Genomic DNA, 14939 nt, shown 5'->3' with positions numbered 1-14939 from the left:
ATTTCATCGAGTTTGTCTACAGTCCGAGACGCACATTATGTGCCGCCTTTTTTATATGTATAAAGAAAGTATTGGCCCCGCCTTCGCCAAATACCATGATAGCCACGCGTGCTATCCAGCCTTACTTAAGTATAGGGTTGTATTATTGATAGGACGTGTATCTCGTATGAAGATTTTGTTAATAAACGGAGTATTTTTCCATATGCGAGGCATAGGATAAAAAAAGTGGAGGTGATGGAATGGCCGTTGTAAAGCACACTGATGCCGATATAGCCTTATTGGCAAGATTGCTTAGGGCGGAAGGCGAGGGCGAAGGTGATCAGGGCATGTTGATGATCGGTAATGTAGGGGTCAATCGGATTAGATCGAATTGTTCCGATTTCAAAGGGCTGAGGACGATTCCAGACATGATCTATCAGGAGCATGCCTTTGAAGCTGTACAGAAGGGGTATTTTTATCAGCGGGCAAGGGACAGGGAAAAAAGACTTGCACGCCGGAGTGTAAATGGTGAAAGGATTTGGCCCTCGAAATTTAGCCTATGGTACTTCAGGCCACCGGGAGATTGTCCGGCAACCTGGTATAATCAGCCCCTGGTTGGACGTTTCAAGCTTCATTGCTTTTATGAACCAACAGGTACAGAATGTCCAAATATTTATAATACATTTTAAGAAAGAGGCTGAACCTTATGGGGGTTTGGCCTCTTTGTGCATCAATCCTTAACTTGGAAAAAGCATATGATAAAACTGGCAAATGATTTACTGATACTGTAAAATTGAGACTGTAAATTTCCGGATAAGAAAGGAATAAAAAAATTGATGAGTAAAAGGCTTATTAATTATGGACAAGGGCAAATGGGGGAACAGACGGAGGATAATACCGAGAGATTTAAGTCTTTCATGGAGAACAACCCGGACGCCATTTCCATTGTTGATCTGGAAGGAAAGACCCTTCAAGTGAATGCAGCTTTTGAAGTGTTTTTCGGTTGGACGAATGATGAGCTCATAGGCATGCCGTTTCCAATTATTCCGGATTTCTTGAAGGAGTCAGTCAATGAGTTGCATGACCAGATTAAGGCAGGGGTACAAAGTAAAGGCTTTGAAACGGTCAGGTTAAGGAAGGATGGCCAGTTAATCGATGTAAGCATTTCCCTGTTCAATATCCTTAATGATGAAAATGAGCCGAGTGCCCTCGTTTTCGTTTATCGGGACATCACGAATCAAAAACTTGCTGAAGCTGCCTTGAAGGAAAGTGAGCAAAGGTATCGAAGTTTAGTTGAAGTGTCACCTGAAGCGATTTTTGTACATCGCAATGGGATAATAGAGTACATGAATCCCATGGGGGCAAAAATGCTTGGGATGGATAGTGTCGAAGATATTATCGGTAAATCGGTTTTTCAGTTCGTTCACCTGGAGTCCCGGGAAAGTGTACAAAAAAGAATCGAGATCATGAGGGACGATCATCAGGCTGTTGGTTTACTGGAACAAATGTTCATCCGACTTGACGGACAAGTATTTTATGGAGAAACACTCGGTCTTCCGATTATATATAAAGGTCAACCCGCCATACAGGTATTTTGCAGGGATATTACGGAGCGTAAAAAGACCGAAGAGCTGCTCTGTAAATCCAATATGTTATCGGCGGTAGGACAGATGGCTGCGGGCATCGCACATGAAATAAGAAATCCATTAACTACGGTCAAAGGATTTTTACAATTATTAAGGGAAGATCCTGAGCAAAAGGACTATCTTGAAATGATGGTCAGTGAAGTAGAAAAAATCGAAAACCTAGCCAATGAGTTTTTAAGTTTAGCAGAGCCTGAAGCGAAGGTTTGTGAATTCATTCAGCTTAACGATATATTGGATAGTGTAATTACGTTAGCTGAGTTTCAAGCGATATTGAATGATGTCGAAATCATCAAGGAATATAATACGGATTCGGCATCTGTCTTTGGTGAACCGAATCAGTTAAAACAAGTATTCACGAATGTCGTCAATAATGCGATAGAAGCCATGCCGAATGGCGGCAAACTTCATATAGAGTTAAACCATGAAGGTGACTCTGCAATGATCCGGTTCATTGATCAAGGCTGCGGAATCTCAAATGAGCGCATGAAGCATCTAGGCCAGCCTTTTTATAGCACTTCTGAAAAAGGAACAGGGTTTGGGCTCATGGTCAGCACTAAAATCATCCATGAGCATAACGGGGAAATTCATTTCAGCAGCGAAGTGGGAGAAGGGACGATTGTAGATATCAGTCTCCCTATCAATGAAAGTTCACAATGAAAAGTGACGAGAAGCCATGCTCTCGTCACTTTTTGGATTATAGCTTAACGATCGTTCTGCCTCTTGCTTCCCCTTTTAATAGGGTAGGAAGGACGTCAGGCAATTCTTCAAGTGTAATTTCCTGTTGAATGAGCTGTTCTAAATGCTCGAGTTTAAAATCGGTGGCAAGACGATGCCAAACTTTCAATCTTGTATCCATCGGGCAATTGACCGAATCGATCCCAAGAAGATTAACCCCTCTTAGGATGAAAGGAAAGACGGTGGAAGGAAGGCTTGTACCAGCTGTCAATCCACTGACCGCCACAGCCCCGCCATACTTGATTTGGCTAAGGACCGATGCTAACGGTTCACCGCCGACGGGATCTACCGCGCCGCTCCACTTTTGCTTGCCCAGTGCCCGCAGCTTGCCATCATATACATCTTCTCGTGATACAATGGTCGCCGCACCGATTTTCTTCAAGTATCCATGTTCCGATTCTTTTCCTGTACTCGCCTCAACGGAATAGCCAAGTTTGGAAAGGATCGAGACAGCGAAACTGCCAACCCCGCCAGTTGCACCAGTGACGAGAACGCTCCCTTGCTCAGGAGTGAGGTTATTTTCCTCCAATCGCAGAACCGATAGTGCTGCAGTGAAACCGGCCGTTCCGATGATCATCGCCTCTTTCATTGTAAGGCCATCAGGTAACGGGACGATCCACTCTGCAGGAACACGAGCAAACTGACTATAGCCTCCTGATTGGGAAACGCCAATCCCATAGGAGGTCGCAATGACTTCGTCTCCTTCTTTAAAGCGGGAATCCTCAGATGAAACGACAACACCAGCCATATCAATGCCCGGAACGATCGGATAGCTGCTGACGATGTTTCCGTTCGGAATGGCTGCAAGGCTATCTTTATAGTTCACACCGGAATAATGAACGCGGATGAGCACTTCGCCTTGAGGTAGATCATCAAGTGATAGTTTCTGAATGTTAACGGTGAATTGATCATCTTGCTTGTTCACGACTAAAGCATCAAATTGCTGAATCATGGTACGTTCCCCCTTATAATAATGAATCTACCCCATTATAAAAGAAAAAATATAGGAATGTATAATGATACAATTCGAAATAAGTAGCGCTTGCTTTTCTTTCTGCTTCTAAAAGTGGTACTATAAGATTTGATTCAGTTCATATTAAAGGAGATGTTTTACATGGCTAAAAAAGGATACATACTTATGGCAAATGGGGAAAAAATCGAATTCGACCTTTTCCCGAACGAAGCACCGAACACAGTGGCTAACTTCGAAAACTTGGCAAACACAGGATTTTATAATGGTGTGGTCTTTCACCGTGTAATCCCTGGTTTCGTAAGCCAAGGCGGAGATCCAACAGGTACAGGCGCAGGCGGAAGCGGCACGCAAATCAAATGTGAAACAGAAGGAAACCCTCACAAACATGAGGCTGGAAGCCTCTCAATGGCACATGCCGGAAAAGATACAGGCTCAAGCCAATTCTTTATCGTGCACGAACCACAACCACATCTTAACGGTGTTCACACAGTATTCGGTAAAGTGACATCTGGATTAGAAACAGCCAAAGCTATGAAAAATGGCGATAAAATGGAAAAAGTCGAAGTTTTTGACGCTGAATGATGAAGCGAAAAGAGGGGGCATTATGCTCCCTCTTTTTTTTGCACCGTTCATGAAAAAACAGGGGAAATATAGACTCATTTTGGTGTGATGCTTTCAGTGAAACGATATTTGACCTCTGTCAAGGTTTCTGAAATATCCCATAATCTTTTTGAAGTTTCTTCATTATATAAGGTATCGATGATATCGTCTTTTCTAGGAAAGCCTTTTCTGCTCTTCTTTCCATCGGGTCCGATGTACTCCCCGCCTGTTAATGTAGGTTCCGTTGCGGCATAAAGGGTAGGCAATGCTCCCATACTTGCCGGCTGGGTGATGGTTTTCGAAAGAAAGTGCACGATTCTATTTATGGGTTTGCCAGATCCGCGTGACATGAGATTAGTATGGGAAAGGCCAGGATGACAGGCAACACTGATCTGACTTGCACCATGCTGGGTGAATTTGTTCTGTAATTCGCGGGCGAAGAGTAGATTGGCCAGCTTGCTTTGCCCATAGTATTTCATTGGTTTATAACCGTTTTCACCATTTAAGTTTTCGAAGTCTATATATCCATTGATGGCGGCCAAGCTGCTCAATGTGACCACACGCGATTTTGGCGTAGAAAGGATTAGCGGAAGAAGGAGACCTGTCAAAGCAAAATGACCGAGATGATTGCTGCCGAATTGCAGCTCGAAACCATCCTTCGTATTACTGTATGGCGGAATCATCACACCTGCATTATTGATGAGGACGGAGAGTGAGTCATAGTTTTCCTGAAATGAATCAGCAAAATGCCGAATGCTGCTTAAATCACTTAAATCCAGCTGCATCACGCGTACATTTGCCTTAGGGTGGACCCCTAAGATTCTATCGACCGCCTTTTCTCCCTTTGAAGCATTCCGGACAGCAAGGATGATTTCTGCCCCCTTACCCGCCAGTGCAAAAGCCGCTTCGAAGCCAAGCCCACTATTGGCACCAGTAATCACAATGGTTTGCCCTGATGCATCTGCCATTTCTTCGCCATTCCACTTTTCAATCATCCAACCACACCTTTCCACACAGTCTATACCTATCATATACCCAAATAATTCCTATATGTCACATACTGTGGCGGGAATCAGGTGCTGAATTCTATTTTTTTAAAATTAGCCGCCCATTAAGTAATCCATTATATTTTTCATGATCAGAATGACGGTTACTATGATAAATAATACTCTTACATAGGCCACTCCCTTTTTAATAGCAAATTTAGAACCGGCCAACGCTCCTGCTATCATGGAGATCCCCATCGGTATTCCATAGGAAAAATTGACGGTATCAAGGAATATGAACATGATCAGTGCTGCCAAATTACTTCCGAAGTTCAAAAATTTTGCATTTCCTGCAGAGTGCAAAAAATCAAAGCCAATCATTAAAAAGGCAAACAAAATGAAAGATCCCGTTCCAGCCCCCAAAAATCCATCATAAAAACCAATCGCAAATATAGCGAACGCAAATAGTGCAGCCTTTTGCCATGTGAGTTTATGGTAAGTCGATTTCTGGCCCCAGTCCTTTTTAAAAAAGGTATAAATGGCAATAGCTATTAATAGAACCAAGATCATTGGCTTTAATAATTCAGGCGAGACGAAATTGACAACCCAAGCTCCTAGCAGGGAACCTATGAAAATCAATGGGAAAAGTTTGGAAACCAATTTGAAATCAACCTTACCTGAGCGAATGAAGGCAATGGTACTTGTTAAAGACCCCATGGAACTTGCTAACTTATTCGTTGCGATCGCTGCTGACGGGGAAAGTCCTGAAAATAATAAAGCGGGTATCGAAACCAAGCCGCCGCCGCCGACCACAGAATCAATGAATGCTGCCAAAAATCCGAAAAACATCAGCAGCAAAAGTGTTGAAATTTGTATATCTTCCATCTAAGAAGCCTCCGTATCAATGGCATTCAGGCTGGATTGCTTGTTTTGCAGAAGCCATAAGCCGTTTTTATTAGTCACTATTTAGATAGTAACTAATCGAAACCATTCTGTAAATAAGAATATTATGAGTCATACCAATTTGAATTCGAAATAGATTTCGATAAGAGATTTGGTATGATAGGCATATAACTTACTAAAAGCACTAGGAGGTACTATGCAAGATATCATTCAAAAACTACAGTCTCTCGGGTTTAGTCAATATGAAGCAAAGGCTTATGTTTCTTTGGTTCGCCAAGGCCCAGCCAGTGCCTATCAAGTAAGCAAGGAATCAGGAATTCCGAGGGCCCGCATCTATGAGATATTAAATGGACTGCAAGAAGAAGGAATCGTCTTAAAAGAGGAAATCAATGACTCGATAAAATATTCACCGCTGCCAGTCGATGTTTTTTTGGAATCGGTTCAATCAAAATGGAACAATACCTATCAATCCATCAGCCATACACTAAAGCAATTCGAGAAAATCGAACCGATGTCCGACAATCGTGTAATGACGCTTAAGGGTGAAGGGCACATCCTATCCTTCTGCCGTACTTTGATTCACAAAGCCGAGAAAAGGGTGGTGGTTTCCTTATGGGACGAGATGTATGAAAAACTTGAACAAGAGCTAAAAGGGGTCGCCGCGCATTGCACTCTCAAGGGGATTGCATTTCAGGTTGAAAACCCATTATCAGGTATAGATATACATCGCAAAACTAGCTATGTGGAAAATATCGGAGAAAACAAATGGTTCATCTTATCCATCGATGGCAAGGAGACGATTTACGGCCCTTCGCCCGAAACGAGGGAAACGGCGTTCTACACAGATGATCCCATTCATATCAATTTTCTCGAAAATTACATTTGGCATGATATCCTCGTTAACCGGTTGGTTAAAAAGGATGAAGAAGATGCAGAGAAATGGATTTCAAGTGAAAGAGACCGTTTTTTCTCCCTATAAGATTGAAAAAAGCTGATAACCCCATATGCAGGGGATATCAGCTTTTTTATTTTTGTAACGAAGTCATTCGGATAAAAGGGTTTTAGGAAACCTAATGGCCGTGGGCAAGCTGGATTTATCTCGATAAGACCTGTAAGACACAATCGGATGATTATGCGCTTGAACATCCAACTGGAGAACCTGTGAGCTTTTCATTTCCAAATAGTACGTAACGTCTTCTTTTTGTAAATGATAAAAAGAAAAAGGTATACCTAAAAGGTTTTTCCTGATTAGTTTTGTTTCAGGCTGATTGATGATGTGCTCACTCAATTCCGCTATCGTAACAGAAGTTGATCCTGTAAAGGCCGTTATTTTTTCTTTTGCATAATCGACTGCATGACTGAAGGTGACGGCAATATTCTTCAAGATTCCGTTCATGGGGGCATCTCCTTTTATTTAGGCTATGTTTTGTAGTATGGTACGCAGCTAATGCTTTATTCAAAAAAATCAGCAATGATGATATAGAATTGTCACTTTATGAACATGATTAAGATGTGTACAGCGAAATCAATAAAAGGGCTATCAAGGAAGGACAGAGAAAATGTCAATGAAGGTCAAAGCATGAAGAATAAAAAAAATATATATTGGGGTCTTTTCCTCATCGCAATCCTCGGTTTTACAGTGGTGTTCATTCAGTTGAATATGGATGTGAATTACAGAGCGGAAAAAGGGAAAGAAGCAGGTTCGGATAACCATGAGAGAATAGAAAAATTGCTGAAAAAAATGACGCTTGAAGAAAAAATCGGACAGCTTATGATGGTCGGTTTCAAGGGAACCGAAAAGAGCAGTGAAATTACGGAGCTTATCGAACAAAAACATATAGGGGGCGTCATTTATTTTGATCGCAATATGAAATCCCCTAAACAAGTGGCCAGGTTATCCAATTCGCTTCAGCAAATGGCCAATCAAAGTACCCATTCACTCCCGTTGATGGTTGCCATCGATCAGGAAGGAGGGGACATCATTCGGATGAAGGAACGGGTATCGCCCCTCCCTGCACAACAGGACCTTGGAAATAATGCATCCGTTACAGACGTGTACAAAGTGGCCAAATTGAATGGTACAGAACTGGGCTCCATGGGGATTAACATTAATTTTGCCCCTGTTCTTGATCTATCGAAAACGGATAAGCGTTCATTGGGACAAGATCCGGAAAAGGTGTATCAATACGGAAAGAAAGCCATTCAAGGCTTGAACGATGTATCGATAACTGGTGCATTGAAGCACTTTCCTGGAAACGGACGCAGCGAAATCGATCCACATGTCGAAACATCATCCGTGGAGGCAAACCAACTTGATCTGGAAAATTCTGATATTTATCCTTTCAAGCAAATCATAAGTGAACTGGATAACCAAAATTTTTTCGTGATGGTGACCCACATTAAATATCCAGCCTATGATAAAGAAAAACCAGCAAGCCTTTCTAAAATCATCATCGAAGACCTGCTTCGGGGGAAACTCAAATATGAAGGACTTGTCGTTACAGATGATTTGGAAATGGGTGCTGTGAACAAGTATTTCTCTTATGAAGAGATGGGGAAGCAGGCAATTCTTGCAGGAGCTGACTTATTACTTGTCTGTCATGAATATGCCCATGAGCTTGAGGTATATAACGGATTACTGCGAGCAGTAAAAGCAGGGGAAGTTCCAATGGATAGAATTGACGAGTCAGTGAAAAGAGTGCTGACATATAAACTTTACAATATGAAGCAAACGAAAGCTGATCCGGATGAAGCTGAAAAAGTCGTGAAAAATCCCGAAAGCCTAAAGTTTATCGAAAGCCTGAGCAAGGATAAATAAAAGCGGAATCGCTCTCCCAAGTATGCTTTTGTTTAAATCAGTCCATAGAGGGAATACTATATAGGACTAACTTGAAGGAGGAAACTAACATGCCATCAAACAAAATGCTTGGAACCGTCCTGATAGGAGCAGCTGCATTTTTAATGCGCAATAAGAAAACCCGTGAAAAAACGATGAGTCAAATAAGATCCCTAGCTACACCCGAAACCATTGGTAAGGTTAAGGGCCAATTCCAATCAATAACCAAAACAAAATCAAGTAACCCATCCGTACGTTAAGGTGAAATGACCCCATTAAGTTATTCTTAATGGGGCTTTATTTATTGCGTATGATCCTTTTAAAATCCAGCAGTGAATTCATCAAGCCGGTGAAAGGAAAAAGGAAAAGCACTTATACTTTCGAAAAACCTTGGACAGGTTTTAAAAAGTACAAGTGCTTTCATGAATGATCAATGATCATTCAGCTTCATCTTCACCATCATTTTCTTTATTGAACCAAAGCGGATCCTCATTATCGACTTCACCATTATAATTAATCAGGATTTCTTCTCCTGCCTTTATGTCGGTGTAAGCAAAGAAATCAAAAGTATGATTCTTGAAGTTTATGTCATACGTAGCGTTGGGTGTATAAGAATGATTAAACAGCATGCCATAGCCTAAAAGCATGGCAGTATGGTTTATTCCATATTCAAACGCATAGTCAGCCAGCAATGTCTTCTCTATGAAAACATGCTCCTCGTTTGGATATGCAATGACAGGTGCCTCATGCAAAAGCTCACCTTTTTTAATATCTCGTGTTGCGAATACGCCTCTATTGAACTCACCATCACTGAGTGTGGAAGTTTTAACTTCAATCATGTTCGTCACCTACTTGTTCTATTCAATATAGTCCAGATTATCTAAGCTTGACAGTTAATAAGAAGAAAAGCAACTATTTTACGGAATTAATCATTTTTAGCAAACGACAAGATTGTTTTTATTGACGTTCTCCCCGTACCAAAGGACGGAATTCCACACAATAAGGCCGAAAGAAGGCAGCGAACTGCTGAAATGATCGGGGTAGCCCCGCATAAGAAAAAACACCTCCGCTAGAGGTGATGCTAGGGAGGTGTTTATCATAAAGGTGAATCTCTTAATTCACACCGACAGCTGTAAAGGCATTTTTGACGGCCGTGACTTCTGCACTGCTTGAACCGTATAAATCAGAGGCCGATTGTATGACCGCCGCTCTGGCTTGTGAAAAAGTTGACGAGGAAGTTAAATATGTTGTATTTGCCCTGTAAAAGATGGTTCCTAGTTTATCGATGCCGATTCCGGATACACTCACGCCATGGTGGGTTCCGCCTGCAGAGATTAAATAAGCTGCCTTATTAATGATTCCGCTGTTCGTGTGGACTCCGCCATTATCACCCGTTCCTGTATAACGGTTCGAATAATGGTCAGGGTCACCATTCAATGTTGGATTAGCCATCGAGCGGAGTGCATCACCGGAAATGTTAGGTGTGTAAATATCTTCCCCGACCAAATAATCGGCTTTGGCACTTTGATTCTTAAATTCCACAACGGTGCCAAAAATATCAGATATCGCTTCATTCAAAGCACCGGATTCATATTGATAGGTAAGGTTCGATTCCGAGGAAGTGACGGCATGAGTCAGTTCATGCGCAACGACATCGAGCCCGCCGGACAATGGGATGAACGTCGTGCCATCTCCATCACCGTAAACCATTTGGGTGCCATCCCAGAAAGCATTATTGTATCTTGAGCCATAATGGACGGTTGATTTCAGGATGGTTCCATTACCATCATAGGAGTTCCGGCCAAATGTGGATTTGTAATAATCATAGGTTTTACCCGCATAATAATGGGCATCCACCGCAGCTTTATCGGCAGAAGCAGTAAATGCATTTGTTGTGTTTGAAAAGAGTGTACCAGGCAATCTTGAACGGTTATTGGCATTATACGTGTAGATGCCTTTACCGCGTGTATTGTCTTGTAAGTAGTATTGACCGTTGGATAAGGTAGTGTTCAGCGACACGGTATTGTTTAAGACGCCAGTGCCCGTTCCGACGGAGTTGGTCCCCGTTACTTCATCCAGTGTATTATATTTATTCAGGATTTTACCCGTTTTGACTGAAATGAAATAATTATGATTTCCTGGTTCCGGACTTAAGAATTTCAAATTGACTTTATATACATAATCGGCCTTGCCTTCATTTGCATATACATATAGGTCAGATTCAGGTGATTGTTCGTAGGCAGGTGTGAACCCTAGATCCGCTTCAGCTATTTTGATAGCTTGGGATTCACTGATGCCTTTTTTAGCCTTTTTCCCTAATTTCGTGTTTAGATTGGCTTCAACCGTACCGGACACGACGGTCAATACACCTTTAGCGTCAATCAATACTGCTTGTGTGGAATTCCATACAGGTACGCCTTTATAGGTTTGTTGCAATCTAAGGACGGTATTGCCCAGTTCATCCTTGCTTTCTTTCTCGATCGTGAAGGAGTCTTTCGCCTTTTGCTTTTCTAGCTTGTAAGACTTTTTGTTTTCATCAAAAAAGGTAAGAATGATATCTTCTGCCGTTTGCTTTGAGGGATCCGTAAGTTTCCCAGACTTGTATTCTAGCGAATCCTTATGCTTATTGTACTTTTCAACACTTAACACATTTTTTGCTGCTAAAGCTTCTTGATTGGGAATAGCAGAAAATAATAGACCGATGGATAGTGCAGTTCCTAAAAATACCTTACCTTTCATAACACTCAACTCCTTCATGAGAATACCTCATTTTTACATCGTTTCATAATTATTATCAAATGGAGAAAACTCGCAAAAAATATGACATTTAAAGGAATAAAATGGAGAAAAATGGATTTTTATAGAAATATTCTTTGAATATATTCTTTTAGTAATATTTGGAATGTATTTAAATTAAACCAAATGAATAAATGTGCAAAAAAACATGGCATAATGTGCAAAAAAACATGGCGTAAAGTGCAAAAAAATTTGTCTATTTAAGGCGATTTTTTTGATGATTTGTTGAATATTGCGTTTTATAAACTTGGCATGAAAATTGCATATATTCAGAAAAGGAATTCGAATTGTAAATTAGGTCTATTTGAAAGTCTATGAAATAGGAAAATTTATTAAATGGATTTCTCCATATATGAAAGCGCTTATATAGAAAGGGATGAAAATTTATGATACCAAAACAAGAACATGACATCTTGCATCCTCCACAGCAAGAAGGACAAGAACTAAAGCGCGGTTTAAAATCCCGCCATTTAACGATGATTTCCATTGGCGGGGCTATTGGCACCGGGCTGTTCCTCAGCAGCGGGGCAGCCATTCATACAGCTGGACCAGGCGGTGCATTACTTGCTTATGCCTTAGTTGGGGCAATGGTGTACTTTGTGATGACGAGCTTAGGGGAACTGGCAGCATTCATGCCGACAAGCGGCTCATTCAGTACCTATGGATCGAAATTCGTCGATCCGGCATTTGGGTTTGCTTTGGGATGGACTTATTGGTTCAATTGGTCGATGACGATAGCGGCAGAGTTGGCGGCCTCGACAATGATCATGAAATTCTGGTTTCCGAATAGTCCATCATTGTTGTGGAGTTCATCATTCTTGGTGCTCATTTTCCTATTGAACTATTTATCCGTTAAAGGATATGGTGAAGGGGAATACTGGTTTTCCTTCATAAAAGTCACGGCCATCGTTATTTTTATAATCGTCGGGCTGCTAATGATCGTCGGCATTATGGGCGGCGAAGCGGTAGGCTTTAAAAACTTCACCGTCGATGAGGCCCCTTTCCCGGGTGGGTTCATGGGTGTCTTCATTGTATTCATAGCGGCTGGCTTTTCTTTTCAAGGTACTGAAATTGTCGGTGTGGCTGCCGGTGAGAGTGAAGATCCAGCAAGGAATATACCGAAGGCCATTAAAAGTGTATTCTGGAGAATCCTGCTCTTTTACGTATTTGCAATCTTCGTAATAGGACTGCTTATCCCTTATACGAACCCAAGTTTACAAGGCGATAACGTCATGGTAAGTCCATTCACGCTCATTTTTGAAAAAGCTGGAGTGGCCTTTGCTGCTTCGCTTATGAATGCAGTCATTTTAACAGCGGTATTATCAGCAGGTAACTCCAGTCTATATGCATCAACGCGTATGTTATATTCAATGGCAAAAGATGGGCAAGCACCGCGTATTTTTGCAAAACTTAATAAACGCGGAGTACCGGTTGCAGGAATGATTTTGACATGTTCCATCGGCATGTTAGCCTTTTTAGCCTCCGTATTCGGTGATGGTAAAGTGTATATTTGGTTAATGAATGCCATTGGAATTACAGGATTCATCTTTTGGCTGGGCATTTCCATCAGCCATTACCGTTTCCGAAAAGCATTCATCGCTCAAGGCCATTCATTGGAGAAGCTGCCATATAAGGCATTATGGTTCCCGATAGGTCCGATCTTTGCCATATTAATTGGCATGATCGTCATCCTGTCCCAAAATATCCAAGCCTTTTTCTCAGACCAGATCGATTGGGGCAGTGTTATAGCTGCATATCTGGGAATCCCGCTTTTCCTTGGTCTATGGTTTGGCTATAAACTAACAAGAAAAACTAAATTCGTTAAACTTGATGAAGTCGAATTTGACTTTGACAAAAAATATGAATGAACAACCTTAAAGTGAAATCAGCCGGACAATGCAGTATTGAATTGTCCGGCTTTTACTTGTTAGGCTCATTATCAAAAAGCTAGGAAGCCGATTCCTAGCTTTTTATTTTTGTTAAATGGAAATTTATACATATCCGATGAGAGGTGTTATATGATAATCGTAATCTCTGCTAAATTGAATTTACAGAACGACGCGGAAAACTTTTAATATTTTCAATGGAAAGGGAAGGTGCACGGCTGATGACCTTATTGACTCATTTAAAAGTATTGGACTTTTCAACGTTACTGCCAGGCCCATTTGCCACTTTGATGCTAGCGGATTTAGGAGCGGATGTTTTGAAGGTAGAGAGGCCGGGAGCAAAGGATTCATGGGGTGTGAACCAATATCTTAACAGATCGAAGAAGTCGATCACACTGGATTTAAAACAATCTGAGTCAATCGAATCCGTAAAAAACCTAGTGAAGGAATACGATATCGTCATTGAACAATTCCGTCCAGGTGTAATGGAACGTCTGGGACTGGGGTATGAGGCATTAAAATCGATCAATCCAAAGCTGATTTACTGTTCCATCACGGGCTTCGGCCAGACTGGTCCCTATAAAGACCGACCGGGACATGATATCAATTATATTTCGATTGCAGGCTTATCAGGCTATTCCGGTACGAAAAAGGGCGGACCGGCAAAAAACGGAACCCAAATAGCAGATCTTGCCGGAGGCTCATTGCATGCTGTTATCGGTATATTATCTGCAGTCATTCACAGGGAAAGAACGGGATTCGGCCAAGCCATCGACATCAGCATGACCGATTGCAGCTTTGCCTTGAATGCCATATCCGCACCTTTGAATTTACAAGGGGGCCTCGAGCTTGAACCAGAAAAACTGATGTTGAACGGAGGGTCATTTTATGACTTTTACGAAACGAAAGATGGACGTCATTTTTCGGTAGGAAGCCTTGAGCCCCCTTTTCGAAAAGCATTATGTGAAGCGATCGGTGCACCCGAATTATATGAACTGAGCATGAATAGCGATGAAGAAAGCGGAATCAGGTTTAAAACGGCCATCCGACTTGCTTTCCTTGAAAGAGATTTTCAAGAATGGCAGGGAATATTCGCTGATTTCGAGGCCTGCGCAGAACCAGTGCTGACCTTCACCGAAGCGGCCGAACACCCCCAATTGAAGGAGAGGGGAATGATCGTCGAGGTACCTGACGGAAAAGGAAATGTCCAGAAGCAAATCGCCTGTCCAATCAAAACATCGGTTTTCACCCCTGAATATAAACATGCTGGCTTGAGGCCAGGACAAAACAACGCAGAAATTCTTCGCACCCCCAATCGTTAAATAAAGATGTAAAGGCTATCACTTTTCCGAGTTTTTTGGAAGGTGATAGCCTGTTTTTTTTGAATGCCGGAAAAGGCATGAGGAAGGTCGAATTAATCGGTGGAAGGCCGAATAAAGCAGGAGATAGGTCGGATTAATTGATGAAAGGTCGAATAAAGCAGGAGATAGGTCGAATTAATCGGTGGAAGGCCGGATTAAGCAGAAGAGGACAAATTATCCTCCTATCAGTTGTGGAAAGCAACATATTAACACTGTGAAAATTTACTAGTTATAACTA

General features: G+C 41.7%; 14 protein-coding genes. 8 read left to right on the top strand and 6 right to left on the bottom strand.

The window, feature by feature from the left end; genetic code table 11:
- Window positions 1-239: 239 nt before the first annotated feature.
- Complete coding sequence (locus ACYP5M_RS13095) at window positions 240-668, top strand: cell wall hydrolase (RefSeq protein ID WP_063234126.1); 429 nt, start codon at window positions 240-242, stop codon at window positions 666-668.
- A gap of 147 nt (window positions 669-815) precedes the next feature.
- Window positions 816-2282, top strand: a complete 1467-nt coding sequence (locus ACYP5M_RS13090) for a PAS domain-containing sensor histidine kinase (protein ID WP_434168005.1) — start codon at window positions 816-818, stop codon at window positions 2280-2282.
- 37 nt (window positions 2283-2319) lie between these two features.
- Here ACYP5M_RS13090 and ACYP5M_RS13085 read toward each other — a convergent pair whose 3' ends face one another.
- Entirely contained in the window at window positions 2320-3312 is a 993-nt protein-coding gene (locus ACYP5M_RS13085) for an NADPH:quinone oxidoreductase family protein (protein WP_101223567.1), read from the bottom strand.
- A 162-nt stretch (window positions 3313-3474) separates the two neighbouring features.
- On the opposite strand from ACYP5M_RS13085, the gene ACYP5M_RS13080 reads away from it, so the two are divergent.
- Entirely contained in the window at window positions 3475-3915 is a 441-nt protein-coding gene (locus ACYP5M_RS13080; RefSeq protein WP_095679904.1) for a peptidylprolyl isomerase, read from the top strand.
- Between the two features lie 74 nt (window positions 3916-3989).
- On the opposite strand, the gene ACYP5M_RS13075 is transcribed toward ACYP5M_RS13080, so the two are convergent.
- Window positions 3990-4928, bottom strand: a complete 939-nt coding sequence (locus ACYP5M_RS13075; protein ID WP_434168004.1) for an oxidoreductase — start codon at window positions 4926-4928, stop codon at window positions 3990-3992.
- A 105-nt stretch (window positions 4929-5033) separates the two neighbouring features.
- Complete coding sequence (locus ACYP5M_RS13070; RefSeq protein ID WP_459735148.1) at window positions 5034-5804, bottom strand: sulfite exporter TauE/SafE family protein; 771 nt, start codon at window positions 5802-5804, stop codon at window positions 5034-5036.
- Window positions 5805-6018: 214 nt separating this feature from the next.
- On the opposite strand from ACYP5M_RS13070, the gene ACYP5M_RS13065 reads away from it, so the two are divergent.
- Window positions 6019-6801, top strand: a complete 783-nt coding sequence (locus ACYP5M_RS13065) for a TrmB family transcriptional regulator (protein WP_101223564.1) — start codon at window positions 6019-6021, stop codon at window positions 6799-6801.
- A gap of 63 nt (window positions 6802-6864) precedes the next feature.
- On the opposite strand, the gene ACYP5M_RS13060 is transcribed toward ACYP5M_RS13065, so the two are convergent.
- Window positions 6865-7218 (bottom strand): hypothetical protein, encoded by a 354-nt coding sequence (locus tag ACYP5M_RS13060; RefSeq protein ID WP_101223563.1) that lies wholly within the window; start codon window positions 7216-7218, stop codon window positions 6865-6867.
- A 183-nt stretch (window positions 7219-7401) separates the two neighbouring features.
- On the opposite strand from ACYP5M_RS13060, the gene nagZ reads away from it, so the two are divergent.
- On the top strand, window positions 7402-8640 hold the full coding sequence (nagZ, locus tag ACYP5M_RS13055) for a beta-N-acetylhexosaminidase (RefSeq protein ID WP_452444639.1): 1239 nt from the start codon (window positions 7402-7404) through the stop codon (window positions 8638-8640).
- A gap of 89 nt (window positions 8641-8729) precedes the next feature.
- Window positions 8730-8918 (top strand): hypothetical protein, encoded by a 189-nt coding sequence (locus tag ACYP5M_RS13050; RefSeq protein ID WP_434168002.1) that lies wholly within the window; start codon window positions 8730-8732, stop codon window positions 8916-8918.
- A 177-nt stretch (window positions 8919-9095) separates the two neighbouring features.
- Here the strand turns inward: ACYP5M_RS13050 and ACYP5M_RS13045 are convergent, their stop codons facing one another.
- Both ACYP5M_RS13045 and ACYP5M_RS13040 read right to left on the bottom strand, forming a co-directional pair.
- On the bottom strand, window positions 9096-9497 hold the full coding sequence (locus tag ACYP5M_RS13045; protein ID WP_034310428.1) for an SET domain-containing protein: 402 nt from the start codon (window positions 9495-9497) through the stop codon (window positions 9096-9098).
- Between the two features lie 274 nt (window positions 9498-9771).
- Complete coding sequence (locus ACYP5M_RS13040) at window positions 9772-11397, bottom strand: M4 family metallopeptidase (RefSeq protein ID WP_260358667.1); 1626 nt, start codon at window positions 11395-11397, stop codon at window positions 9772-9774.
- Window positions 11398-11840: 443 nt separating this feature from the next.
- Here ACYP5M_RS13040 and ACYP5M_RS13035 point away from each other — a divergent pair, with 443 nt between their 5' ends.
- Both ACYP5M_RS13035 and ACYP5M_RS13030 read left to right on the top strand, forming a co-directional pair.
- The gene (locus ACYP5M_RS13035) at window positions 11841-13322 is read left to right on the top strand and encodes an amino acid permease (protein ID WP_459735147.1); all 1482 of its coding nucleotides are present in this window, start codon (window positions 11841-11843) and stop codon (window positions 13320-13322) included.
- Between the two features lie 239 nt (window positions 13323-13561).
- Window positions 13562-14662, top strand: a complete 1101-nt coding sequence (locus tag ACYP5M_RS13030) for a CaiB/BaiF CoA transferase family protein (protein WP_260358666.1) — start codon at window positions 13562-13564, stop codon at window positions 14660-14662.
- Window positions 14663-14939 lie beyond the last annotated feature (277 nt).

This window comes from Peribacillus sp. N1 (assembly GCF_054600815.1).
This window is presented reverse-complemented; position numbering and strand designations above follow the sequence as displayed.

Coding starts and splice junctions, on each gene's coding strand:
- ACYP5M_RS13095 (WP_063234126.1), top strand. CDS start 240: ATGGCCGTTGTAAAGCACACTGATGCCGATATAGCCTTATTGGCAAGA.
- ACYP5M_RS13090 (WP_434168005.1), top strand. CDS start 816: ATGAGTAAAAGGCTTATTAATTATGGACAAGGGCAAATGGGGGAACAG.
- ACYP5M_RS13085 (WP_101223567.1), bottom strand. CDS start 3,312: ATGATTCAGCAATTTGATGCTTTAGTCGTGAACAAGCAAGATGATCAA.
- ACYP5M_RS13080 (WP_095679904.1), top strand. CDS start 3,475: ATGGCTAAAAAAGGATACATACTTATGGCAAATGGGGAAAAAATCGAA.
- ACYP5M_RS13075 (WP_434168004.1), bottom strand. CDS start 4,928: ATGATTGAAAAGTGGAATGGCGAAGAAATGGCAGATGCATCAGGGCAA.
- ACYP5M_RS13070 (WP_459735148.1), bottom strand. CDS start 5,804: ATGGAAGATATACAAATTTCAACACTTTTGCTGCTGATGTTTTTCGGA.
- ACYP5M_RS13065 (WP_101223564.1), top strand. CDS start 6,019: ATGCAAGATATCATTCAAAAACTACAGTCTCTCGGGTTTAGTCAATAT.
- ACYP5M_RS13060 (WP_101223563.1), bottom strand. CDS start 7,218: ATGAACGGAATCTTGAAGAATATTGCCGTCACCTTCAGTCATGCAGTC.
- nagZ (WP_452444639.1), top strand. CDS start 7,402: ATGAAGAATAAAAAAAATATATATTGGGGTCTTTTCCTCATCGCAATC.
- ACYP5M_RS13050 (WP_434168002.1), top strand. CDS start 8,730: ATGCCATCAAACAAAATGCTTGGAACCGTCCTGATAGGAGCAGCTGCA.
- ACYP5M_RS13045 (WP_034310428.1), bottom strand. CDS start 9,497: ATGATTGAAGTTAAAACTTCCACACTCAGTGATGGTGAGTTCAATAGA.
- ACYP5M_RS13040 (WP_260358667.1), bottom strand. CDS start 11,397: ATGAAAGGTAAGGTATTTTTAGGAACTGCACTATCCATCGGTCTATTA.
- ACYP5M_RS13035 (WP_459735147.1), top strand. CDS start 11,841: ATGATACCAAAACAAGAACATGACATCTTGCATCCTCCACAGCAAGAA.
- ACYP5M_RS13030 (WP_260358666.1), top strand. CDS start 13,562: ATGACCTTATTGACTCATTTAAAAGTATTGGACTTTTCAACGTTACTG.